General features: G+C 37.7%; 20 protein-coding genes. 6 read left to right on the forward strand and 14 right to left on the reverse strand.

Annotated elements, in window-relative coordinates:
* Positions 1–259: 259 nt before the first annotated feature.
* Positions 260–1,303, reverse strand: a complete 1,044-nt coding sequence (locus AC13EX_RS05375) for a cation diffusion facilitator family transporter (RefSeq protein ID WP_482891871.1) — start codon at positions 1,301–1,303, stop codon at positions 260–262.
* A 261-nt stretch (positions 1,304–1,564) separates the two neighbouring features.
* On the opposite strand from AC13EX_RS05375, the gene AC13EX_RS05380 reads away from it, so the two are divergent.
* On the forward strand, positions 1,565–2,863 hold the full coding sequence (locus AC13EX_RS05380) for a serine hydrolase domain-containing protein (protein WP_482891872.1): 1,299 nt from the start codon (positions 1,565–1,567) through the stop codon (positions 2,861–2,863).
* Between the two features lie 61 nt (positions 2,864–2,924).
* On the opposite strand, the gene AC13EX_RS05385 is transcribed toward AC13EX_RS05380, so the two are convergent.
* Positions 2,925–4,502, reverse strand: a complete 1,578-nt coding sequence (locus AC13EX_RS05385; RefSeq protein ID WP_482891873.1) for a beta-N-acetylhexosaminidase — start codon at positions 4,500–4,502, stop codon at positions 2,925–2,927.
* Between the two features lie 249 nt (positions 4,503–4,751).
* On the opposite strand from AC13EX_RS05385, the gene AC13EX_RS05390 reads away from it, so the two are divergent.
* The 3 genes from AC13EX_RS05390 to AC13EX_RS05400 all read left to right on the forward strand — a co-directional run bounded on the left by AC13EX_RS05390 (position 4,752) and on the right by AC13EX_RS05400 (position 9,282).
* Positions 4,752–6,092: a sulfatase family protein gene (locus tag AC13EX_RS05390; protein WP_482891874.1), complete on the forward strand. Its 1,341-nt coding sequence runs from the start codon at positions 4,752–4,754 to the stop codon at positions 6,090–6,092.
* A gap of 169 nt (positions 6,093–6,261) precedes the next feature.
* On the forward strand, positions 6,262–8,322 hold the full coding sequence (gene metG, locus AC13EX_RS05395; protein WP_482891875.1) for a methionine--tRNA ligase: 2,061 nt from the start codon (positions 6,262–6,264) through the stop codon (positions 8,320–8,322).
* A gap of 525 nt (positions 8,323–8,847) precedes the next feature.
* The gene (locus AC13EX_RS05400; RefSeq protein ID WP_482891876.1) at positions 8,848–9,282 is read left to right on the forward strand and encodes a DUF4174 domain-containing protein; all 435 of its coding nucleotides are present in this window, start codon (positions 8,848–8,850) and stop codon (positions 9,280–9,282) included.
* 16 nt (positions 9,283–9,298) lie between these two features.
* Here AC13EX_RS05400 and AC13EX_RS05405 read toward each other — a convergent pair whose 3' ends face one another.
* A complete protein-coding gene (locus AC13EX_RS05405) occupies positions 9,299–9,919 on the reverse strand; it encodes a 2OG-Fe(II) oxygenase (RefSeq protein ID WP_048642853.1) in 621 nt (206 codons plus the stop codon).
* Between the two features lie 159 nt (positions 9,920–10,078).
* Between AC13EX_RS05405 and AC13EX_RS05410 the strand changes: the two genes are divergently transcribed.
* Positions 10,079–10,840 carry a hypothetical protein gene (locus tag AC13EX_RS05410; RefSeq protein WP_482891878.1) on the forward strand — a complete coding sequence of 254 codons (762 nt, stop codon included), beginning with the start codon at positions 10,079–10,081 and terminating at the stop codon, positions 10,838–10,840.
* Between the two features lie 10 nt (positions 10,841–10,850).
* Here AC13EX_RS05410 and AC13EX_RS05415 read toward each other — a convergent pair whose 3' ends face one another.
* From AC13EX_RS05415 to AC13EX_RS05425, 3 genes are all read right to left on the reverse strand, one after another.
* Positions 10,851–11,624 (reverse strand): helix-turn-helix domain-containing protein, encoded by a 774-nt coding sequence (locus AC13EX_RS05415; RefSeq protein ID WP_482891879.1) that lies wholly within the window; start codon positions 11,622–11,624, stop codon positions 10,851–10,853.
* Positions 11,621–11,878, reverse strand: coding sequence for a hypothetical protein (locus AC13EX_RS05420; RefSeq protein ID WP_048642850.1), 258 nt, complete (start codon positions 11,876–11,878; stop codon positions 11,621–11,623). The genes AC13EX_RS05415 and AC13EX_RS05420 overlap by 4 nt, the downstream gene beginning before the upstream one ends.
* Positions 11,879–12,253: 375 nt before the next feature.
* Entirely contained in the window at positions 12,254–14,515 is a 2,262-nt protein-coding gene (locus AC13EX_RS05425) for a Tex family protein (protein ID WP_048642849.1), read from the reverse strand.
* A gap of 148 nt (positions 14,516–14,663) precedes the next feature.
* Here AC13EX_RS05425 and AC13EX_RS05430 point away from each other — a divergent pair, with 148 nt between their 5' ends.
* Positions 14,664–15,026, forward strand: a complete 363-nt coding sequence (locus AC13EX_RS05430) for an Hpt domain-containing protein (RefSeq protein WP_482891881.1) — start codon at positions 14,664–14,666, stop codon at positions 15,024–15,026.
* A 143-nt stretch (positions 15,027–15,169) separates the two neighbouring features.
* Here AC13EX_RS05430 and AC13EX_RS05435 read toward each other — a convergent pair whose 3' ends face one another.
* The 8 genes from AC13EX_RS05435 to AC13EX_RS05470 all read right to left on the reverse strand — a co-directional run bounded on the left by AC13EX_RS05435 (position 15,170) and on the right by AC13EX_RS05470 (position 24,326).
* Positions 15,170–16,186: an N-acetylmuramoyl-L-alanine amidase family protein gene (locus AC13EX_RS05435; RefSeq protein WP_482891882.1), complete on the reverse strand. Its 1,017-nt coding sequence runs from the start codon at positions 16,184–16,186 to the stop codon at positions 15,170–15,172.
* On the reverse strand, positions 16,179–16,970 hold the full coding sequence (locus AC13EX_RS05440; protein WP_482891884.1) for a WecB/TagA/CpsF family glycosyltransferase: 792 nt from the start codon (positions 16,968–16,970) through the stop codon (positions 16,179–16,181). Before AC13EX_RS05440 ends, AC13EX_RS05435 begins: the two co-directional genes overlap by 8 nt.
* A 235-nt stretch (positions 16,971–17,205) precedes the next feature.
* Positions 17,206–18,351, reverse strand: coding sequence for a glycosyltransferase family 4 protein (locus AC13EX_RS05445; RefSeq protein ID WP_482891885.1), 1,146 nt, complete (start codon positions 18,349–18,351; stop codon positions 17,206–17,208).
* A gap of 74 nt (positions 18,352–18,425) precedes the next feature.
* On the reverse strand, positions 18,426–19,607 hold the full coding sequence (locus tag AC13EX_RS05450; RefSeq protein WP_482891886.1) for an ATP-grasp domain-containing protein: 1,182 nt from the start codon (positions 19,605–19,607) through the stop codon (positions 18,426–18,428).
* 2 nt (positions 19,608–19,609) lie between these two features.
* Complete coding sequence (locus tag AC13EX_RS05455) at positions 19,610–20,935, reverse strand: phenylacetate--CoA ligase family protein (RefSeq protein ID WP_482891887.1); 1,326 nt, start codon at positions 20,933–20,935, stop codon at positions 19,610–19,612.
* Positions 20,925–22,100, reverse strand: a complete 1,176-nt coding sequence (locus AC13EX_RS05460; RefSeq protein ID WP_482891888.1) for a glycosyltransferase family 4 protein — start codon at positions 22,098–22,100, stop codon at positions 20,925–20,927. The genes AC13EX_RS05455 and AC13EX_RS05460 overlap by 11 nt, the downstream gene beginning before the upstream one ends.
* The gene (locus AC13EX_RS05465; RefSeq protein ID WP_482891889.1) at positions 22,033–23,313 is read right to left on the reverse strand and encodes an O-antigen ligase family protein; all 1,281 of its coding nucleotides are present in this window, start codon (positions 23,311–23,313) and stop codon (positions 22,033–22,035) included. The genes AC13EX_RS05460 and AC13EX_RS05465 overlap by 68 nt, the downstream gene beginning before the upstream one ends.
* A complete protein-coding gene (locus AC13EX_RS05470; RefSeq protein ID WP_482891890.1) occupies positions 23,310–24,326 on the reverse strand; it encodes a glycosyltransferase family 2 protein in 1,017 nt (338 codons plus the stop codon). The genes AC13EX_RS05465 and AC13EX_RS05470 overlap by 4 nt, the downstream gene beginning before the upstream one ends.
* Positions 24,327–24,330 lie beyond the last annotated feature (4 nt).

The raw sequence follows: 24,330 nt of genomic DNA on the forward strand, positions 1-24,330 counted from the left end.
GTGCTGAAACCATTAATAGTATAGTAAATTGTTTATCTTTCATCACCCCCGAATTTTAATTCTAATAACACTATTAATATACAAAATAATAGGAATTAAAACAAATAATCACCACATATAATTTCACATACTCGAAAAATAAGAACTATTCATTTTATAATTAATGGAGGTTTTTATAAAAAAAAATAAGATAAACGTTACAAGCCAATGAATATTTTATTGAATTGATATTTTTTTCAAACTTTTCTAAAAAAAAAATTTATTTTTTATTTTTCGGTACATTCTTCAAAAGACCAAGTTCATGGTAGTGTTTTTGGTTTTGGGACATATTGTCCGCTGTCCATTTTATTTTTTTAGATTGAGGAAAATGCCTTACTGCACAATCACTTACTTGACAATAATGACAACATGAATCAGGAATACAGGGGTCTGCATGTACAAATACTTCAATTTTTCCTGAAAGATTTTCTTCCAATACTTCCTCAACTTCATGCACACAATCGTGAACCTGTATAAGGTCATAGTAATAAGGCAAAGTAAGATGTAAATCAATATGGCTATCTCCCCCATACTGTTGAACCCGCATATTGTGTATGTCTATCCAGTTATCTTTTCTGTGTTTATTGAGGATTCTAACCGCCTTATTAATGGATTGTGGATTGGACTCATCCATCAAGCCCGCCACAGACTTTCTTACAAGATAATACCCATTGTACATGATATAAAAAGCAAAAAGTCCTGAAATAATACTGTCTAGTAAATGCCATCCGGTAAAGAAAATAATCGCAATACCAATAATTAAAACAAAACTACTAACTGCATCTGTGGATATATGCTTTCCATCTGCTTCCAGTGTAATACTATTTAATTCTTTTCCTTTCTTTTGCAAAACAAATCCCAAAATCCCATTAACCAAACCTGAAAAACCTATAAGAACCATACCCAAAGGTAATTCGATCAGAGGCTGGGGAAACAATATGGAGTACGCCGATTGGTAAAGTATAAATATTCCCGCCACAATAATTAATACACCTTCGATTCCAGCACTAAAAAATTCAATCTTACCGTGGCCATAAGGGTGATTTTTATCTCGAGGAATAGCACTTAACCTTATGCTATAAAGGGCAAAAAAAGAAGCCACTACGTTTACTATACTCTCTAAGGCATCTGTCAAAATCGCATTGGACCCTGTCAACACATAGGAATAGAATTTCACCACCAGCAAAACAATACTGATAACTACAGACCAAAGAATAAGTCGCTGTTTTTCTGAATACACTTTTGTTAAAAATTTATCTCTCAAAATTAGCCTTATTTGAGAGACTGAGAAAATTAATGAGGGATTTAAAACATGATTTTAGTATGGATTTGAAATATTAAACTCGGTTTATTTGAGTAGCAGCACTGATAGCCTGACATGTCTTTAATCAGAAATGTAAAGAAGACAAGATTATCAGTCTGTTAGGTCTAAAACAAGTATTTACTAAAAAATGGAGGTATATTTAATTGAGAAATTGAGTATTTTGATAATTAAAAATTTACATAAATCTTATAACCACTCCCTATGACTTTAAAAAAGACTTATTTATGGTTCATAATCGTAATGTTATGCAACCTTAACCTTACTGCTCAAACTACAACGGCAAGGCGGTCATCCCCATTAACAGTGGCACCACCATTAAGCATCAGTCTTTCCTCAGAGAGATTGGAGCGAATTGACAATATGTTAAAGCAATCTCTGAAAGACAATACCATTCCAGGTGCTGTTGCTCTCATAGTCAGGAACGGAAGAATTGTATTTCATGAAGCCTATGGAAATGCAGATGCCAATGGAAAAAAATTACAGAAAGATGCGATATTCAGAATCGCCAGCCAATCCAAAGCAATTACATCAACTGCTGTGATGATGCTTTGGGAAGAGGGAAAATTCCGCCTGGATGATCCAATATCCAAATACCTACCAGAATTTAAAAACCCTGAGGTTTTAGTGAATTTCAAGTATTCAGACACTACCTATACCTCTAGACCTGCCAATAAGGAAATAACCATCCGTCACCTGTTAACGCATACTTCAGGACTTGGCTATGGGGTAATAGACGGGGATGAAAGAATGAAAATGCTTTATCATAAAGCCGGAACAACAGACTTATTTACCACTGAACCTGTTACGATCAAAGAGGTTGTAATGAAGCTGGCAAAACTACCCTTACACCATGATCCGGGAGAAAAATATACTTATAGCATGGGGTTGGATGTGCTGGGTTATTTCATTGAAGTAATTTCAGGAATGTCATTTGAAGCCTATCTTCAAAAACACTTGTTTGAACCATTGGGAATGGATGACACAGGTTTTTACCTGCCAACATCCAAAGGGGATAGACTTGTAGCCATTCAGCATAAAGTAAACGATAAATGGGAAAACTATCCCAATACCTTCTATGATGTCAATTACCCTATTAAAGGGGCGAAAACATTTTTCTCCGGGGGTGCAGGATTGTCAAGCACCGCAAAGGACTATGCAACATTTCTTCAGATGTACCTCAATGGTGGGGAGCTTAATGGAATACGCTTCTTAAGCAGAACCACAATTGCCACCATGATGGCCAATCAAACCATGGATCTATATGGTAATGGAGACCAACATTACGGACTTGCCTTTGGCGTATTAACCGAACAAGGTCAAGCAAAAGGTGGCCTTGGGTCTACTGGAACATTTGTCTGGGGAGGTTATTTTAACACCCAGTATTTCGCAGACCCCAAAGAGAAAATTATCGGAATTATTCTCAAACAAACCCAGGGAAGTACCGGCGATCAAACAAGTTGGAAATTTAAACAAATGGTGATGACCACCATAGACGATTAGAGCTCGCCCATTTTATTGTACCGAACCCTGACAGCCTGCCCAAAACAGTAAACCCTCGCTGTCAGGGTTCATATACCGGTTCCGGATGATGATCGGGTTCAAAGGGATCAAAGTAATAAATTTTTTCAGCCTTGTATTTTTCAAGATGAACCGATAATCTATTCTTAAACCCTGCATAGGATTTAACTGCTTTTTCTGACCAAACTACCTCTGCCAATGCAGCAATCCTTGGATACATCAGGAAATCAAACCTTTGTTCATTATGGACTGTTTCTGTCCAAAGATTGGCTTGAATCCCTAGAATTAAGGGTTTTTCTTCAGGCTTGACACCAAAATCCTCCACTTCAAAATCATAAACTGCGACTAAAGGGGCAAAAGCACCAGCCCATTTTCTTCCATATTTATGTTCTTCCTGCTGAAGGAAGTCAAAGTAAAATGGTATCCGTGGACAAATCACTGTTGAATAGCCATTTTGAAGAGAGAGCCTAAGCTGTTCCTTCTTGTCATGACGCCACCAAAATATTATCGTCTTGTCCTTAGGTAGCTTGGCTCCTGCCATCTCATCCCAAGCCAAAACCTTATTGTTCATTTGAAAAAGAGTATCTGCCATTCTTTCAAAGAAATAGTCCTCTACTCCTTTCATCCCTTCTAAACCTTCCTTCTTTACCAAATCAAGGACCATAGAATCCTTTGGCCACATTTGATTACCAAAACTTACCTCATCTCCTCCTAGGTGAATCATATTACTTGGAAACAAAACATCTACCTCACGTAAGATCTTACTTAAATAGCCATAGGTAGTTTCTTTCGCTGGATGAAAGGTGAAATCAGGATACTTTTCTGACCCCCCACCGCTATGTTCAGGGTAAGCCCTATTGGCTGCAGTAGCATGGCCAGGCATGTCTATCTCAGGTATCACCGTGATCATTCGCTCACTGGCATAGCGTACTATTTCTTTAATTTCCCCCTGAGTATAATAGGTTGCGGGTGCATTTGGATCGGAATGGTTACCTATACCTCCTACGGTGGCCAGTTTGGGGAAACCTTTAATATCAATTCGCCATCCTGGAGCATCTGTTAAATGCCAATGAAACGTGTTTAACTTATAATAAGCCATATGATCAAGCAATTGCTTCACCTTTTCCATCCCAAAGAAATACCTGGATTCATCCAACATCACACCTCTCCATTCATACCTGGGCTTATCTTGGATTTCCCAATTGGGCAAGGTTATTTTGCCACTATTCACTTTGGCAGCATGTGCCAATTGCAATAGCGAAATCACACCATAAAATGCTCCTTCCTCATTTGCTGCCTCAATGACAATTTCTTCGGATTCAATCCGAATTTTATAACCTTGACTAAAACTATTGGTTTGGCTAATGCTAATTTTTTTTTTGGATGGGGACTCCATTTCCGAAAGCGGAATATCCAGCAGCCTTAAAGCCTCTTGTTGAAGGTAATTGCCTTGAGCTGAAAAGTCATTCATTACCAAGCCCACCTGATGATCCCACAAAAACTCTCCTTCCAGAAGTTTATAGGAGGCTGGTATAGGAATGATTTCAGGTTGAGCCTGAGAGAATGCTAAATCAAGGGTTAATAAGAAAAATAAGGCCGAGAACAGGTAATTTTTTATCATAGAAGATTTTATCCTAATAAAGTTTATGGTGCAAAATTAAAAAATTTATCGCCTTTAACCCTGTTTATGCCAAGGGAATCTTATGGCTATTATAATAAAGTTGGACATTAACTGAGGACTATCAATTTATCTATTGGGAAGAAAGAATACAGATAAAATTGTAAATTTGACCTACTCCAATTAGAATAACAAGTAGGTTTAAAAACCATACTTTGTTTTCTCTTACCTTTTCCAAAAATTATAATTAGAATGAATTTCATGAAAATTAATGTCAGACTTTACTGGCCAACCATGCTGGTATTTTTATTAGTCAGTATTTCATCGTGTACACAAAAGGACAATACTACTGAAAGCCAACCAAATATCATTATTTTCTTTACGGACGATCAAGGTTATGCAGATTTAGGTACCTATGGCGCTGAGGGGTTTGAAACACCAAACTTAGATCAATTGGCAGCGGAAGGAATAAGGTTTACCAATTTCTATGTCCCAGCTACAGTTTGCACCCCTTCCAGAGCAGGACTACTTACGGGGCGCTACCCAAAAAGAAGTAACCTTCACGAGGCGGTACTTTTCCCTTATTCAGAAGGTGGCCTTTCACCCAATGAGTACACAATGGCCGAAATGTTAAAAGAAGGTGGATATACTACCTCCTGCATAGGTAAATGGCACCTAGGCCATAAAGAAGAATTCATGCCTAACAACCAAGGCTTTGAAGAATTCTATGGGGTACCCTATTCCAACGACATGGACAACTACTATTATAAAGACATAGATTTTCAATCTCCTCCCCTTCCTTTTTATCGAAACACGGAGTTAATTGAGAGTGGTCCTGATCAGCAATACTTAACAAAAAAATACACAGAGGAGGCGGTAAAACAAATCAAGAATAGAGGACAAAAGCCCTTCTTTATATACTTGGCGCACAATATGCCTCATACACCTCTCTATGCTTCACCTGCCTTTAAAGGTAAAAGTAAAAATGGTCTTTATGGGGATGTGATAATGGAATTAGACTGGAGTGCTGGTGAAATAATAAAAACCTTGAAAGAAGAAGGTATCTATGAAAACACCATTTTTATTTTCACTTCAGACAATGGACCAGCCAAAGGCTCGGCCAAACCATTAAGAGGAAAAAAAGCCCAAACATGGGAAGGTGGTCAACGAGTTCCAGGAATCATTACCTGGCCAAAAAAGATCCCCAATGGAAAAGTAACAGATGAATTTGTCAGCACATTGGACTTATTCCCCACTCTTGCAAAAATATCCAATTCTAAAATCCCAACTGGAATAAAAACCGACGGAATAGACATCAGTGAATTTTTACTTGATCCAGATGCCAAAACACTTGCTGAGCGTCCATTTTATTTCTATGCTCGCAATGGTGAACTTGAAGCCATAAGACTTGGAGAATGGAAGCTTCATTTAAAAAAATCAATCGGGTGGAATGAAAAATCAGAGGGAGAGTTCCAGGCAGCACTGTACAATTTGAATCTGGATATTGGTGAAAAAGACAATGTGGCAACTCATCATCCTGAAATTGTAACAAAACTATCGGAATTAGCTACAGCATTTGACGCGAAATTGTAGCAATTGAATTCCCCATAGACATTGGATTGCCCCAAATCGAGGAAGGACTCCTTTATAAAAAAAGCTGTAAGTAAGCCCAGAAATTAATTCGTTTTAGCTTGGCAGTACAATTAGGATAAATGCACCATCCTATTTCACTCAAAATCAATTTTAGCTATCTTTGCAATCTATGAGCGAAAAGAAATTCAAAAGATATACCATTACTTCTGCATTACCTTATGCGAATGGCCCTCTTCATATTGGCCATTTGGCAGGTTGTTATATTCCATCGGATATTTATGTGCGGTACTTAAGGTTACAACAGAGAGATGTAGCCTATGTTTGCGGATCTGACGAACATGGCGTAGCCATTACCATCAAGGCCAAAAATGAAGGGATCAGCCCTCAAGAAGTCGTCGACAGGTACCATGGGATAATGAAGGGTAGTTTTGAAAAATTCGGGATTAGTTTTGATCATTATTCCCGAACCTCATCAGCAGTCCACCATGAAACAGCCAGTGGGTTATTTACTGACTTGTACAAAAAAGGAGAGTTTGATGAAAAGGAAACGGAGCAATACTACGATGCGGAAGCCAATCAGTTTTTAGCTGACAGGTACATAGAAGGCACCTGTCCAAACTGTGGCTATGAAGAAGCTTATGGCGACCAATGTGAAAAATGTGGCTCTTCACTAAGTCCTACCGACCTGATCAACCCAAGGTCAAAACTAAGTGGCAACACTCCAGTACTTAAAATGACCAATCATTGGTTTCTTGATTTAGGAAAATACACTTCCTTTTTGAAAAGATGGATTCTTGAGGAACATGCCAATGATTGGAAAAACAATGTTTTGGGACAATGTAGAAGCTGGCTAGAATCAGGTGATGGACTTCAACCAAGGTCCATGACCCGAGATATGGATTGGGGAATCCCAGTGCCAATTCCTGGGGCTGAGGGTAAAGTGCTATACGTTTGGTTTGATGCCCCTATAGGTTATATTTCCTCCACCAAGGAATGGGCCAAAGAAAAAGGCAAAGATTGGGAGTTGTATTGGAAAGACAAGGATACCAAACTGGTACACTTTATAGGAAAGGACAATATTGTATTTCACTGCATAACATTTCCTGCAATTTTAAAAACTTTAGGGGATTTTATCTTGCCAGAAAATGTTCCTGCGAATGAATTCCTTAATTTAGAAGGTCAAAAAATATCAACTTCCAAAAACTGGGCCGTTTGGTTACATGAGTATTTGGAAGAGTTTCCTGGTCAAGAGGATGTTTTACGTTATGTATTGACAGCAAATGCCCCTGAAACCAAGGACAATGATTTTACTTGGAAAGATTTTCAAGCCAGAAACAACAATGAATTAGTAGCCATCTTTGGTAATTTTGTCAATCGCGCGGTCGTGTTGACACATAAATATTTTGAAGGAAAAGTACCTAAAAATTATGGATTGGCTCCTCTAGACGATGAACTTATCCGAACCCTTAATGAGTATCCTGATAAAATCTCCCAATCCGTAGAGAAGTATAGATTTAGAGAAGCCCTAGCCCTAATGATGGATTTTGCTAGAACGGGTAATAAATATCTTGCAGAAACTGAACCTTGGAAAACCATCAAAACAGATCAGGAGAGGACATCCACAATACTAAACATTGCCTTGAATATTGTGGCCAACCTTTCAGTTCTATCTCAGCCATTTTTACCTTTCACTTCTGAGAAAATCAAAAAAATGCTCGGTTTGGACGCATTAAACTGGGAAGTTGCTGGATCCATGGATTTGGTAAAAGAAGGGGACCCGCTGGAAAAAGCAGCTTTGCTTTTCCAAAAGATCGAAGACAGTACGGTGGAAGCGCAGATTCAAAAGCTACTTGATAGCAAAAAGAAAAATGAAGCAGCCAAGTACAAAGCTGCCCCAATGAAAGAATTGGTTTCTTTTGATGATTTTGTAAAATTAGACTTACGTGTCGTTACTATTGTTGAAGCTATAAAGGTCAAAAAATCCAAAAAACTTCTTCAGCTCAAAGTGGACACTGGAATAGGTATAAAAACAGTTCTTAGTGGAGTAGCAGAGCAATTCCAGCCTGAAGAATTGGTAGGAAAGCAAGTAACCATGCTTCTAAACCTTGCTCCCAAAAAGATGGCAGGAATCGAATCTGAAGGGATGATATTGATGGCGGAAGACTCTGAAGGAAAGTTAAAACTACTTAATCCACATGAACCTACTAATCCGGGATCAAGCATTAGTTAATCCCTAATAGATAATAGTCCAGGGTCGAATCCCAAGGATACAAAGGAAATACATAGGACATGATTTTGTCAGTATTGTGGTGTAAAAGAACCATAATATCGCCAAAACCCTGTCCTATATTTGTTTAACCCGGATTATGTAATAAGATTTCTCCGCCCTGACAATGGTCAGGGGTGAAGCCTGTCCCGTGTTTACGGGAAGTGTTGCAATCGCAATAAAATCAGACTGTTTGGAGATTTTAGCATAGCATAGCTATGGTGAAATCTCCAAACAGCAACGAAGTGGCAGATTTTAAAGCGATTTCAGCACGTAATAGAATGTCTATTGCATATATCGGGTTTAAATTCGGTTCTAAGAGGCAGGATTAAAATCCACATCGACATGTGCTATTCAAAAAGGAATCGGAGAGCAAACAACCTGTAAATTAGAGACTAGCCAAAAAAAAGAAGGACAGCATTTCAAAAGAGATCAGAACAATATCTGCCATTAATTGTTATATTTACAAATAGCATATACAAAGCAAATATGAACTATCTGATCACTTTTGTATTTTTTATTAGCAGCACATTCATCCAATCTCAAATTACCCTCACAGATCTCCAATGGAAAAACCGTGTTTTATTGGTTTTCCCTTCCATCAATGAGGAAAGTGATATGGAATTAAATTTAACAGATAGTCTGGAAAAAGAGTTAAAAGACAGAGACTTGATCTATTTCTATTTTGGAGACAGCTTGCAAAGTAATACCAACTATAAATTCGAACCTGCTTACCAAAAAAAGCTTAAACAGCTTTACCAAATGGGTTCAAAACAACATAGCTACGTCCTAATAGGAAAAGACGGATCCTCAAAATTAAAAATAGAAAAAGACAGCATTGACTGGCAGGTGCTTTTTGCAACTATAGATTCCATGCCCATGCGGATCAAGGAAATTAAAAACAAATCCAGCCCTACAAAATAATAGTCAGGACTAAGCCTTAATCCCTGTCTTTCATCCAGCCTGTAATGCTTATTCTTTCCTTATTTGTAGGTAAAACCTCATGAGGAATCTCACCACTTAAAAAAGCAACCAACCTACCTCCTAGGGGCAGAAAATCTTCATATTCCTCTATACCATCAGGCCTGGTGAAATACATCCTCAATGCTCCACCATCGGATTCTTCCCAGCTATCATTTAAATATAAAACAACACTTACTATCCTGTAACTTACAGTTTGGAACCGGTCCAAATGCCGTAAATAAAAGGAACCCTGAGGATACATGGCAAAATGCGCTTCATAAGACTTAAGTCCCAAATAACAACGCCGATTAATTGCTGATCTTAATCCATTCATCTTGTCCCAATAAACCTCCTGTAATGGCGTCAATAGATTTTCATCCATCCACAGTACCTTATCGCTTCTTATTTCAGGTTTTATCGCAAAAGTATCCCCACTACCAATACCTGCCAATCTAAACTGCCCATGCATTAGCAACTCTTTTTGCTCCTGAAGCAGCTCTTTTCTGAAGTCTTCAGGTATATAATGATCTAAAACACACCAACCTTTGTTATAAAGATCCTCAACTATAATGTCATTGTTTTTTTCCCATTCCTCCATAGCATCAAATGTCGTTTATAATCCGAAACTATCTTCATTTGCGGTCCGATTTAATTTTTGTATTTAACTTAAAAAAAATAGCAAGATGAAATTCTCAATTTTATCCCTTATTTTTAGTATTAAGCATTAATTTTGTCTCCGCTCTTAAAAAATAAAAATATGCATTTAAAATCAGACGATATTGTACGATTGGAAATTGATTTTATCACAGGGGAACTCCCTCCTCCATTTAGCCATATTTTTAAGCTAAAACTCTCCTTTAGCAAAAACTTTGTGAATACTCAATTTGATATACAGTATACAGACAGGGAAAATCTTAGTCCAGATGAAATAATAGACGAGGGTTTTACTATGGCTGATGATTACAATTACAAAGGAGAAATACCAAAGCTGTGGGAGTCCATCTTCAAAAAGCTTTATTCGGCTTCAAAATGGTCTAATTTAAAAACCCTTGGTGAAAAGGGCGGCATCAAATTGCTTGCAAAAGATGTACATGGAAAAATGATTCGTGACATCCCATTAAACCAAGAAGATTGGTATTTTACCTGCCAAGATTTTATTCAGGCCATTTACGAAATCAGCAACAGAGAGGCTCCGATGCAAATCAGGTACTTGGAAATAAAGAAGGACAAAAAAACAGTTGTAGAGTTAGTTTATAAGTTTTCCATCCGAAAAGTTGTCCTAACTGTAAATGGCAAAGAAAAGGAAATGAACTGGGAAAGAGGCAGAGAACTTGCCTCTCTGATATTCATCCCTGATTATGATTATTCATTGGCAAAGGAAGATATGCCAGTGAAAAATGGAAAATACCTGGACTGCGGGGATGGGTTCTGGCACAACTTTGAAAATGGCATCATCAACCTTGATCCATCTTTTGATGCGAAGAAAAAAATCATACAGTCTTTCGATGCCCTAATTTAAAAGTTTGGTATTAATGGCTAGAGATTTTTCTAATATCCGATTTGATTTCTAAAATCATCTTGCCTATTTCTTCTAATGAAACGGGAGCCTCAGGCTTTGGGTCAGGAAAATGTGTACTTATAAAAGCTTTGGCTTCCCAAATTTCCATCACCTCTTGTATGGGAATATCGTAAGGCTTGTAATTTTGATTGTCTGAGACTACAAACAATTTACCTCTCTCAGTTATATAGTTGAAAACCCTTTTGTAGACAATACCATCATTCTTGGTTACTAAAACATAGGTTTTACCGTTTTTAATTTCCCCTGGACTTTCAGTATAAGCCCCAACTACAATTGTCCCAGGCATCAATGGCAACATACTGTCTCCGCTTATTTCAAAAGCCCTGTAAGTATGGCTTCCTGTAAGGTTTGGAAGTCCAAAATTAGGTAAGTTCTCCATGAATTCAGGATCAGCATAACCGTTTAGATAACCTGCGGATGCTTTCTTACCCACCATACTGATACGCTCTTGATCATTTTGATCCAAGGTAACTGTAAGTACTTTTAATTTTTCCTTTTGAAGAAATTGACGCCCTTTTTTACCAATGTCCCAACTTGTCAACTCATCTATTGACACATCAAAAATGCGGGTCAAAATTAGAATTGTTGAAAGCCTTGGCTCAGACCTACCATCTTCATAAGCAGATATCATGGTCCTTTGCACCCCAAGCTTCTCTGCCAACTGAGTTTGCGTAAGTCCTGATTTTTTACGTAAAACCTTAAGGTTATTGGCCAAGAAACTCATGCAGAATACAAGTAAAATTGGTGGTCATCTTTCCATTGGTTCTTAAAAGTGAACCTAAGCAAATCCATTTTGGATTGTTCGCGCAAGTTTAGTCTTAACTTTATTTCCTCCATGATCTCTTCATCAGAAAAAGCCTGATTGACCAAAAGGTATCCATAACTAGGCCTTGAAGCATTTTGAATTTGAAATTTCACCTGCAGGTTGCCAGAAACCAATTTTTTCGTCGTAAAGCTTATGTTGTGTAGGTCTCTCATTTTTTAATATGTTTATTTAATTAACATTATAAAAATAGAAATGTTATTTTAATTAACCTATTCCAAAGCTGCAAAAATTGAATTATTTTTCAAATTTCAATGCGGATGCCTTCTATTTGAAAGCCTAATCAAACTACTTATGGAATACCCTGAAAAAAATCTGCTCCTAAACTGACCAAAATAAGTCTTTAGCAGTAATGACATGGGCTAGCTTAATAATGAGCACTTAATTAAGGTATACAAACTAGGGTTAAACCCGAAATATGCAATAGACATTCTATTACATAATCCGGGTTAAATAAACATAAAAAAACCTGTGAGAAATATCCCACAGGCTTGATGATTATTTAGATTGTTTAGATGTATATGAAGATTTTAATTACCAAATTTCTTCTTTAACATCGCAAGTTTGTCTTCCATACTTTCCTTGACTTCTTTTTGACCTCCTTGTTGCCTACGGCGAGGTTTTTCATTTCTGGAAGAGGAAGTATTGGCTGCGAAAGGATCAGACTTGAGACTTAATCCTATTCGTTTTCTAGGCAGGTCTACTTCCATCACTGTGGCCATCACTTTCTGATTAACCGCCACCACTTCTTTGGGGTCTTTGATAAACCTATCGGCCATTTGGCTCAAATGAACAAGCCCATCCTGATGTACTCCTATATCTACAAATGCTCCGAATTGGGTTATATTGGTTACTATTCCTGGCAACTTCATTCCTACTTTTAGGTCTTTCATCTCGTTGATGCCATCTTCAAACTGAAAAACCTCAAATTTCTCTCTAGGATCTCTTCCGGGTTTGCCTAGCTCCTCCAGAATATCTTTGAGTGTAGGTAAACCAACTTGTTCACTGACGTAGTCCTTCAAAGGTATTTTCTGAATAAGCTCTTCAGTTTTGACCAACTCATCAACAGAAACGCCCATGTCTTTGGCCATTCTATTAATCAGTGCATAGCGCTCAGGGTGTACAGCACTACTATCAAGAGGATTGGCTCCATTTCTAATCCTTAAAAATCCTGCCGCCTGCTCATAGGCTTTTTCACCTAATCTTGGAACCTTCTTAATTTCTTCTCTACTTTTGAAAGGTCCATTTTCATTTCTATAGGCTACTATGTTTTGAGCCAATGATGGACCAAGGCCTGACACATAAGTAAGCAATTGCTTGGAAGCAGTATTTACCTCAACACCCACTCCATTCACACAACTCATAACAGTATCATCCAGAGAATTTTTTAATGCAGACTGATCCACATCATGTTGGTATTGACCTACCCCAATTGACTTGGCATCAATTTTCACCAACTCTGCCAAAGGATCCATTAACCTTCTTCCAATAGAAACAGCGCCCCTAACGGTAAGGTCAAAATCAGGGAATTCTTCTCTCGCTACATCAGATGCAGAATAGATAGAAGCACCACTTTCATTGACCATCACTATCAAAATTTCCTTGGGTAGACCTATGTTTTTTACGAATGCTTCAGTTTCTCTACTCGCAGTACCATTACCGATGGCAATGGCCTCAATTGAGTGTTTCTCCACCATATACTTCACCAAGGCAGCTGATTCCATGGTTTTCTTTTGGGGTTCATTTGGGTAGATGGTTTCATTCTGAAGGAATTGCCCCTGAGGCCCCAGGCATACCACCTTACAACCCGTCCTAAACCCTGGATCTATTGCCAATACTGATTTTTCACCAAGCGGTGAGGTCAATAACAACTGTCTCAGGTTTTCTGTAAATACCTTTATGGCTTCTTCGTCCGCTTTTTTCTTGGCATACAACCTTACCTCTGTTTCCATAGAAGGTTTCAGTAGCCTTTTATACCCGTCCTTAGCGGCTAACTTAACCTGTTCAGAACAGGTGTTATTTTCTTTCACTACTGCCTTCTCAATAATTTTGAGTGCACTCAGATCATCCGGACCTGTATCCAACATCAGGAAAAGTTCTTTTTCCCCTCTCCTCATGGCCAATATACGGTGAGAAGGAGCAGTTTTAACAGGTTCTCTCCAATCAAAATAATCTTTGTATTTGATGGCTTCCTCTTCCTTTCCAGGGATGACTTTTGATACAAACTCACCTTCCTCAATGAATAGCTCTCTTAATTTTTTCCTTATTTCGGCATCTTCATTGATCCATTCGGCCATTATATCACGGGCACCATTTAATGCATCTTCTGTAGAGGTTACCTCCTTCTCAGCATCAATGTATTCTTCCGCAACCTTAATTAAATCAAGGGAATTTTGTTCAAAAATCAGTTGGGCCAATGGCTCCAAACCTTTTTCCTTTGCAATGGTCCCTTTCGTTCTTCTTTTTGGTTTATAAGGAAGATAAATATCCTCTAAAACAGACATTGTTTCTGCTCGCTTAATTTTACCAGCCAGCTCATCTGTTAACTTTCCTTGTTCCTCAATGGATTTTATTATCGCTTCCTTTCGCTTGTCCAAATCCCTTAACTGTTGTAACCTATCCCTTACAGCAGCTACCTGTACCTCATCCAAGCTCCCGGTGACTTCTTTTCTATACCTGGAAATAAAAGGAACAGTCCCTCCCTCGTCCAGTAAATTGACCGTACTGATTACTTGCTTTTCGCGAACGCCTAACTCAGTGGCAATCTTGGAATAATGATTCAAATCTGACATGAATAAAAATAATTAAATCCTGATTTTGTTTAATACGGCGCAATTTAAGCCTATTTTTTTGTGATGCAGTAAAAAAACTAAGAATTCGATTATTCGTTTATATCGAAGCAAATTGTATATTTACAAATAAATTTTATACTAAGGAATAATGGAAGATAGCCAGGGAAAATTATATAATTTAATAAATCTAGAAGAAATAAGTGGTGGTAGTAATGAATTTATTAGTGAAATGATCCGGCTTTTTATTGAGCAATCTGAAAATACAATCACAGGATTTAACGAAGCCCTCGAACAAAAAAATTTCTCCATTATCCGCAACCTGGCACATCAGATAAAGCCAAGTATAGACAATATCAAAATTACTAGCCTTATGCCTGTTATTAGAGAAGTAGAACATTTGGCTGAAATGGAAAGTCAAGTGGAAAACTTATCTTCTAAAATCGCGGAGGTAAATACTGGATTGAAAAATGTGATCTTTCAGTTGCAAAAAGAATTAACAACAAGAATTTAATGGTTTTTATTTCGGGTTTGAAGATCTCATTATGACTCATCAAACCCGCTTAGCTGAAACACAATCCCTTGGCTAGCGCTTCGGGAATAGGAAGAGTTTGGGGGCTTCCGCTTTTGGATTATTTTAATCCTTTCTTACTGAAGTCAAGGATAAAAGAAGCGGACTCTTTTTTTCTCCATTTCTGCAGCATCCGTTTCCCCTTGCTTACTGAGTATTAGAACTCTTAATTCATGGCATTCCTTAGCCACATATGAATCTGGAAATGACCTGGCTGAAAGGGTTAACAATTCAAAGGCCTTCTCCAATCGTTGTTCCCCACCTTTCCTAAACAGCTTCTTCCCCTTTGAAAAATTGGCTTTCCACTGTTTGGCCTCTGGTTTCATTCTGTCTGCTTCCTGAAAAACTTCAAAAGGCTCAATCTTAGAAGGATCATTTTTTTCAGCTATCGGAAGTACCTCAGCTGTATTAAAAAATAAAGCTATGGCTTCAAAATAGGCAAGTGCCTCTTTTTTATTGTAGTCAGGAAGTCTCAACCTCATTTCCTCTTTAGGGGAGGTGAAAAAAGTTGCTTCCCCGATTATACCTGGAATTCCATAGGTTCCTCTTAAAACACTAGCCCCTGAGCTAGAGAAAATGGTGAAATCGGAAACCAAACTGTATGGCCCTTTTCCTTTAAAAAGGTGCTTTACTAATTTTTTCGCTACCTTTTCCCCAAAATCAACACTTGCTTTGTTTTCCTCTGCACTACCATGAAAATAGATAATTGGAAAATTCACCTTTGGATCCGCTGTGGCATTGTGGTGTATAGAAATAAACAAATCCACCTTATTCTCAACGGCAATTTTACTCCTTTCGGCCAAGGGGATAAAAGTATCTGTGGTTCTAGTATAAATCACTTTAGCCCCTGATTGCTCAAGCATTTCCCCAAGTAAAGTTCCTACCCTTAAATTGATCCACTCTTCCCTTTCCCCTGTCGGCCCTACTCGATAGGAATCAGTCTCTGCGGTCCCCCCATGTCCAGGGTCTATGCATATCACTTTTCCTTTTAATGACTTCTCTATTTTTCCTAGAGGCAATGCTACTGAAGAAGATGAAATAAATTGTGTTAGAACAGCAATAAGTACTAAGGCTAGAGCAGAAGCTTTCTTAAAATCACCCATGGATCTTTAACTTTGAATTTGTCTCAGGTTTTGTTATCAATTTCTCCTTTTTGTTGGGGAATCCAAAGATAGCTTTAATTTTGTGCGCCATGATTAAAACAACAAATTTTGGTGTTGATATCAGGGTTCTTCTCCACAGTCTTTTAGGCTCCTTGATTAAACGAATTAACCATTCAAAACCAAAGTTAATCCAAAAGGTATTGGGTCTGATTACAGTGCCAGCATAAAAGTCAAAGACTGCACCAATGGCAGCAATGGTGGAGACCTCCAGATTATCCTTGTTTTTCAAAACCCATTTTTCTTGCTTTGGCGCGGTCATTCCAACAAATAAAATATCAGGTTTAAATTCATTGATGGTAGTTACCATCAACTGATCTTCTTCACTTGTAAAACTAGCACAAAACGGAGGGCTATAAAAAGCGCACACTATATCAGGAAAATTCACAGCTAGTTTTTTCTTGATTTCGTTCAAAACAAATTCGGAAGAGCCCAAATAAAAGACTTTCCCTGCTTGATTATTCAACAGGCCTAAGTAGTGTAAGTGTAAGTCATAACCTGAAATCTTTTTGATTTTCTTTCCATAGAGCAATCTTGTGGCATAAACAATACCAATCCCATCGGGCAACAAAATTGCTGATGCTTTTAAGGCATTTTGAAAATCCTTGTCTTCCCTGGCAATACAAAAGGAATGTGGATTTAAGGTATTGGCGAGTACTTTTTTTCTTCCACCAATTTCCGTCGGAAGTTGGGTGGTCAGTTGATAATTTAAAAATTTTAAAAGCATAATATTCTTGAATTAGCTGTTATTAATTCCAAAATATTCAATAGTTAATTTTCTCCGCATTGAACTCTCTCCAAAATTAATTTTTCAAAATAATCTTTGTATTATCCTGTATATTCAGTTACAAATCATAAAAAACAATGATTTTCAACAAATCACCTAAGTTACCGCAGAACCTATCAAACATTTAGGCTTACTATATAAATGAATAAATTTCGTAAAAAATTAGTAATATAATTTAGCTATAAATCTCGATTAATTTACTATAAATACGATCATTTCCATATTTTTTTACGGAAACTATTCTACCTGCTTCTCCCATTCTTGAAGCACCTACAGGGTCATTTTCTATCTGTAAAATGGCCTCTTTTAACCCAGAATTGTTATTAATATCGAACATCAGTCCTGTTTCCCCATGGGATACTATATCATTAAAACAACCCATATTGGAGGTTATCACCGGCTTACCATGGTACATGGCTTTAGTAATTACATTTGGAAAACCTTCATACCAGCGACTTGGGACTAAAATGGCTTTGGATTCTCTGTAAAGATCATCCAATTCAAGCCCTGATAGAAACCCCTTAAAAATCACATTGGGTGGTGCATTTGAAATATCAAACCTATCCCCGATCCTTCCAGCAATTGCAAAGGTTAAATTCGGAAGAGTTGATGCCGCTCTGAATATATGATCCACTCCTTTCTCCTTGCTTACTCTTCCTATAAAAGTATAATACTTGGCTTCAAACTTGAGATTACTTGGTAACATTGGCGGGGTCAACCCTGGAACAATTACTGTTCTTTCCTTTGGAATCCCAAGGGAGGCAAATTTTTCACGTTGAAATTCAGATTGAACAATAAAAGTATCAACATATTTAGAAAAAACACCTGACTTCCTGGCAACGAAATTCCTAAGGGCATAAGCGGTGCTCTTTAAATTTGATCCTGTGCAATTCTTTTTTATACATGAAAGTTCTCCGGTAGGACCAGTACATTTTTCACAAATTTGACCCGATCGATCCAAGAACAATCCAGTAGGGCACCACAACCTGTAATTTGGGCATCGCATTACCAAAGGTAATTTGTGCTTTTTTACCATCTTCAAAATTCGAGGGGAAATAAAGGGATAAACATTTTGAACTTGAACGACATCCGGACGCTCCTTACGGATAATTGAATCTATATCTTTTACTGCTTTTGGATTGTATAAACTTAAAATACCGGCTCTTAATTTGCCAAATTTCATCTTGTCCATTTCCCTAGATCCCCTCCTGTACCAAATGATTTGATGTCCTTTGGCTTCCAGAAGTGCGGCAAGTCCTTCTACAGCATGCTCTTCTCCAGAAGGTTCAAAATAATCATTATGAATGAATAATATTTTCAAGTTATATAAAACATTTAAGTAAAAAAGATGAGCGAGGAAGCTTTTTAGGAGATTTTAAAAATTAGAAGTGTTTCTTATGGTTTTCCCTTTAATAATTCTTCTAGAATAAGTTCTTGTAACCATACCTCTCCCTGACAAAATTCCATTTTAAAAGGAGCCGTTGATATTTTATAATAACCTGGCAGTCCATTTACTATAGATTGTGAGGAGGTATAGATGTCTACAAAGACAGATGTTTCTATTACCAAAAACTTGTCATTTGTACTGTCCTCCAAAAAATCTACTGCCAAAAAGGTATGGTTAAATTTATTTTTAATATCCAAAGCTATTTCAACCGCTTCAGCTGGTAAAGTAGTCTTTTGAATGTGCATACTTCCGGAAGCCCTGAAATCATTTTTGGGTAGCAGCTTGTAGTATCCAAATGCCTTGTCTCCTACAATGATAATCCTTAGATCATACCCTTTGTGCTTTATAAGTGGTTGAAAATACACATAGTTTTTTTGATTAAATCCTGGCCAATAAGTAGAGAGACCTTCAGCAAATACTTTCTTTACGAATTTTACTGCCTTTTTTTTATTCTTAATCAGATGTACTCCTTTAGATGCTGATCCATTAATTATTTTAGAAACCAATGGGAAATCCGTTTGTTTCAGGAATTCAAGTGTTTCCGCCTGATCATGAGAAATAAAGGTGGGAACATGTTCGACTTTATGAAAAGCATAGAGGTATTGCAGATTAATTTTATCTTCGTAGGACCAAATTTCTTTGTAAGAAGGAAAGCATTGTATTTTTAAATATTCCTCAATAAAGAAAATTTTTGACCTCGCTTCGTGTAAAGCCCAAGGGGATATGTCTGGCCTAAATACTATTAAATTGAATTTTTGTGCCCAGTCGACCCAATTGCTACTATGGACCGAGAAAAAATCATAGGCAATATTGTTTTGAATTAAAAACCTTTCATATTTATACCAATGGGCAACCTTTTGAATTTCTCCATTGTAATTGTCCAAATCCTTGACCAACCCCACCCTGAAATCTTTAGGTAATTTATGCTGTAGTTTTACCGGAGGTACCGTATCCAAAAAACGATGTCTATCAACCTCAAGAAACTCCCCTTTCTTTTTTTTTAGTTGGAGGATTTTTCGTTCTAAAAAAGGGATTCTAAAGGCCATATACCTCCACCTGTTCAGTGCCTTCCTGCCCCTAAAAAAAGGGATTCTTAAAAGATCACTTGCCTTTTTGTGTGTTTTATTCACGGCTAATTCTTAATAACGTATCTAAGCTTACCACCAAATGATTGAATCTCATCGGTAACTACTAACACCACCGCTACCTGATACTTAACCTTTTCCTCCAGGCCTTGTTTTACCTGCCTTAACACTTTGTCCTGTTGTCCATTCGTAGAAACATTTAAATCAATGGATAGGTCTTTGTTTTGAACTACTTGAAACCTCTTCACAGCATCTGGATAATCATCAAAAAGGGTGGTCAAATATTCACCAGAAATTACTGAACCGTCGGGCAGATTAAAATTGTCACTCTTTCGGCCCTTTACTTGGTCCATTAGTGGTAGGTTTATCCCACAATTACAACTGCTTTTCAACCATCTCCCCTGATCACCGTTCTCATACCTTATTAGCGGAAAAGCAAATTCATTGAGATTGGTGAGTGTGATTTTCCCCCTATCCCCAATAGATACCTGAGAACCCTTCCCATCCAAAACCTCTAATTTAATCGCATCAGAAAATTGATGAAGGCCATTGTTTTCCGGACATGATGCAGCGATAAAATACATTTCACTACAGCCATACTGATCACAAACAGGCGCTCCAAAAGCCTTTTGAATCTTTCTTTGCTGAACCTTGGCAAGTGGAGCTGCTGTAGACCAGATCACTTTAGGAGAAGGCAGACTGATCTGACGGTCTAAAATATAATCAGCTAACGAATCCAGTGCCCCCAAATATCCATGTAAAACCTCAGGTTTGTTCTTTTCAAACTCCTTTAAAAAAGCCTTTATGCTATTTTCGGATAAGTTAGTAGCATTTAATGAGGTCACCTTTCTCGGCCAATTGATAAATTTAAGAACCAACTTTGTTAGAATTCCAATGGGGATTTCTCTGTAAATTGATGCCATATCTACTTCAGGACTTAAGCCCCACCAGGAAAACATTTGCCATTTTTGCATTTCTCTTACGGCTTTGGGATTTACGCCAATCTTTAGCGGAACTCCCGTGCTGCCTCCAGTGGTGATTATTTTAATTTTCCTTCCTCTATGGGTGTCAGAAATAAATTCATTAAAATTACCTTTTAGGTCCTCCCTAGTAATCACAGGCACCTGATTAAAGTATTGGGGTTGGCTAATGTCCTTTGGGGATAGACCGATCTTTTTAAAATTGCGACTGTACCAAGGCACATTTTTATAAGCATGTTCAAGTAATGCTTCCACCTTTTTCCAACTAAGGTATTCCTGTTCTTCTTTCGATAAATTTTGAAAAGCTATAACTTCCTCAAACCCCTTCCTTGCTCCAGGTTTAAAAAAATCATATTTCCTCAGGTATATTCCTGATCCAAATTTATTTTGCACGGTTATAGGTGATTTTTTTGCTTAATGATATAATATTATTGGCTACTGAGGAAGGTGTATAGGTAGCAATTATTGCTTCTGATACTTTTCCCATTTCCTGCCAACTGTCTTTTTTTTCCCATGAAGACAACAAGGTCAATTTGAAACTCTCACTATCGAGAGGATCAAACACCCAACCATTTTCCTTTTTAACTAATTCAGGCCAACAACCATTGTAATTCGAACATAGGATAGGCAAGCCTAAAGACATTGCTTCTGGAATCACGAGAGACCAATTGTCCTGTAGGGTTGGCATTAAAAAAATATCGCCCAATGAAAGAAAATCAGGTACAACCGAATAATCCAATTCACCTGTAAATACGATATTCTTGCAGGAGGATCGCTCAATGATTTTATCTACTATTGGTCGTTCAGGCCCATCCCCAAGTATTAACAAACTTGCCTCTTTAACCAATCCCATGGTTGGAATCCAAGCATTAATCATTTCTTGGATGCCTTTAATGGGTACCAATCGTCCCAGATATACATATACATATTGGTTCAGGCCCAAATTTGATTTTTTTGTTGGTTTATCTAATGGCAAACCTGAAACTTCTTCAAGACTATTTGCGCTTAAATCGGCTATCATGTTTCCATCTGTAATATGGGAATTTGAAACGCCTAATTTATTCAAATAGGCTCTACTCAAGCTGCCGTTACAGACGATTTCATCTATGGCATTTTTTGCTAATTTCCTGTAGATGGTTTTTATTTTCCCAGCATTCTTTTCTGTATGAACAGTTCCTTCATAACACATAATATGAGGGATTTTATGGATCATTCTAAGCCATAAAGGAGCATAAGTCCATTGAAAAAATCCATCACTAATCATCACATCCGGTTTACTCTCTTTAATCGCTCGAACAAGCCCTGGCTGAAATGGTATCCTGATGGATTGCTTTTTTACATCAGACAGGGGTTGCTTTTTTTTACCTGTCAACCTCCACTCCCCACTCAAAGCTATAGCCCTGTCAACTAGTACATTATCCAACTTCTTCCTGCAGCGTTCTGGAACTACGTCCTTGAAGTAAATAACCGTTAACTGGCCCCCTGATAAGTTATCTAGCTCTTGGTACAGTGGTATCCTGTAATCCAGAAAACTCCGGGTTATCCAGGTAATTCGCATATAATGTAAGTTGTTTAAAGTGGCTGTATAATACTGATATTACAGTAAAAATCAAAACAGAAGGAATCCAGGCTCCATAGACACGGGAGCCAATTCCAGGATTACCCATAGTATGCACCAAGATCATTAAAAAAGAGCCATATAATGCTGACCGGATAAGTGGAGGGAATACCTCCGACTTAGAAGTAAACCAAATTTTCACTAAAAAAACAGCTAAAAGCAATGCCCCCGGAATCCCCATTCCCAAAAGTGCAGAAAGAAAACCATTGTGAGCACCTATAACACCCGATCCCCTCGTTTCAGAAATTACAGAAATCTCACCGGCTACAAATCCATACCCTATTAGTGGTTGCTTCATGGATTCTTCCCAGGAAAGTGCTGCAATCTTATCTCTTCCAGACGTGTATTCTAATCCCACCCCTTTTTTACCATAAAAAACAGTATTTTTTAGTACATCACCTGCACCAAAATAAAGTAGTATAACCAATAAAGATATGCCTCCAAAGAAAAAAATAGCTTTCAAGTATTTACTACCTTCTTTGAGCGCAAATGTCCCCAATAAAATCCCTAAATAAGCTGTATTTGAAAAGCTTAAGATGGATATGGTTAAAATGGGTACTCTTATCCAAAGAGATAATGGGAAAAGTAAAGCCATAAAGAAAAATGGGGTTGACGTCATTTGCTGTTCAAGAAAAGTCCCTAAGCCAAAAGCCCCAAAGCCTAACAATTTAAGTCTCCCCAGTGCTCCCAAAACTATTGCATAAATAGAATACCATAACAACCACCGCAGCAAGCCTTCAGCACCAACTTTACAATAAATGGTATAGACTGCAGCAAATATTAGTAAGGCATAGGCAATGGCCTCTGTAGCCCGATAGAGCGTAAGTATGGGGTCTACACTCCAAATGGCACTTATTAAGCCCAAACCATAAAAAAGAAAAAACCACTTGAAAGCAGAGTTGCCTATAAAATATCGGATCAGTTCATGATGAATAAAATAATAAACCCCTACGAGCAACACAACCACTAAAAATACAGCCTGCACACCTGCAGAAGCATCCACTGTAGCCATTTCTCCAGCCTCTCTTTGACGCAGTACCAACACATACAATAAATTTCTAAAAAGAAAAACTCCACCTGGGAGGCCGCCAATAAAGAAAAAATCCAATAGACTAATCTTTGTACTCACCCTATTTTCTGCAACAGCATTCAAATTTTTCTGTTTTTCTCTCTGTATATTAAAACCTTAGACAAAATCCACCATTGAAGTTTATTATTGGAACCGTATTTCAGTAGTATTGATAACTTATCATTTGGAAGATGATTTTTACAGGATAAAATAATAGACCTGCCCGTTTCCAACCGACCCGATAGTAAGGCTGCATAACCTAAACTCTTACCCACCCTGGCCCTGCATAGAAGATAATTTTCAGACAAAGGTTTTTCTAACCTTGTCAACAAGCGTTTTTCCCAGGTATCAAGATCAGGGGCTTTATGCCAACGCTCTTGCTTTTTTTTCCACCAGCCAATTTTTCTAGTCACTTTATCCCCATCGCTGACAAATAAAACCTTGGGTAAAAAGCCCCAGGTACCAAAGGTGGACAAATAGGCCCAATATTCCAGGTCCTCGCTAATCCGCATGTCCTCTAATTGGCCACCAGCCTTATGGATCACTTCCATCCTGATAAGAGCAGAACCCGTACATATATGATTGTGATTTGCCCAAAAAGGAAAAAAATCATTCAACATCCATCCATCCGTATTGAATGCCTCTTTACTTCTAAGGAATGCTGGTAGTATAGTCCCCTCATTGGAGGCGAATTTGTGAAGCTGCCCTACGGATACTGCTATGGCTGTGGGATGTTTTATCAAAAAATCAGTAGTCTCCAAAATGAAATCAGGATACCAATAATCATCTGCATCTAAAAACGCCAAGAAATCCCCAGAAGCATGATGTATACCAAGATTTCTCGCAGCAGCTGGTCCTTTACGCGTCTGCGTTAAGATTTTTATTTGATGCCTAAAATTATGGAGTAGTGATACCGTCTCGTCAGTAGAACCATCATCTATGACAATAACGTCCAGCGCTGTGCCTTTCGGTAATTTTTGAGAAAAAACAGCTTCCAGGCACCTTTTTATCAGTACGGCGCCATTGAAAACGGGAATTATAATAGAAACTTTCAGATTAAATTCAATAAAAGAATTGTAATAATGAGTGAAGAACAATAGG

This window comes from Cyclobacterium sp. L-R, assembly GCF_056859355.1.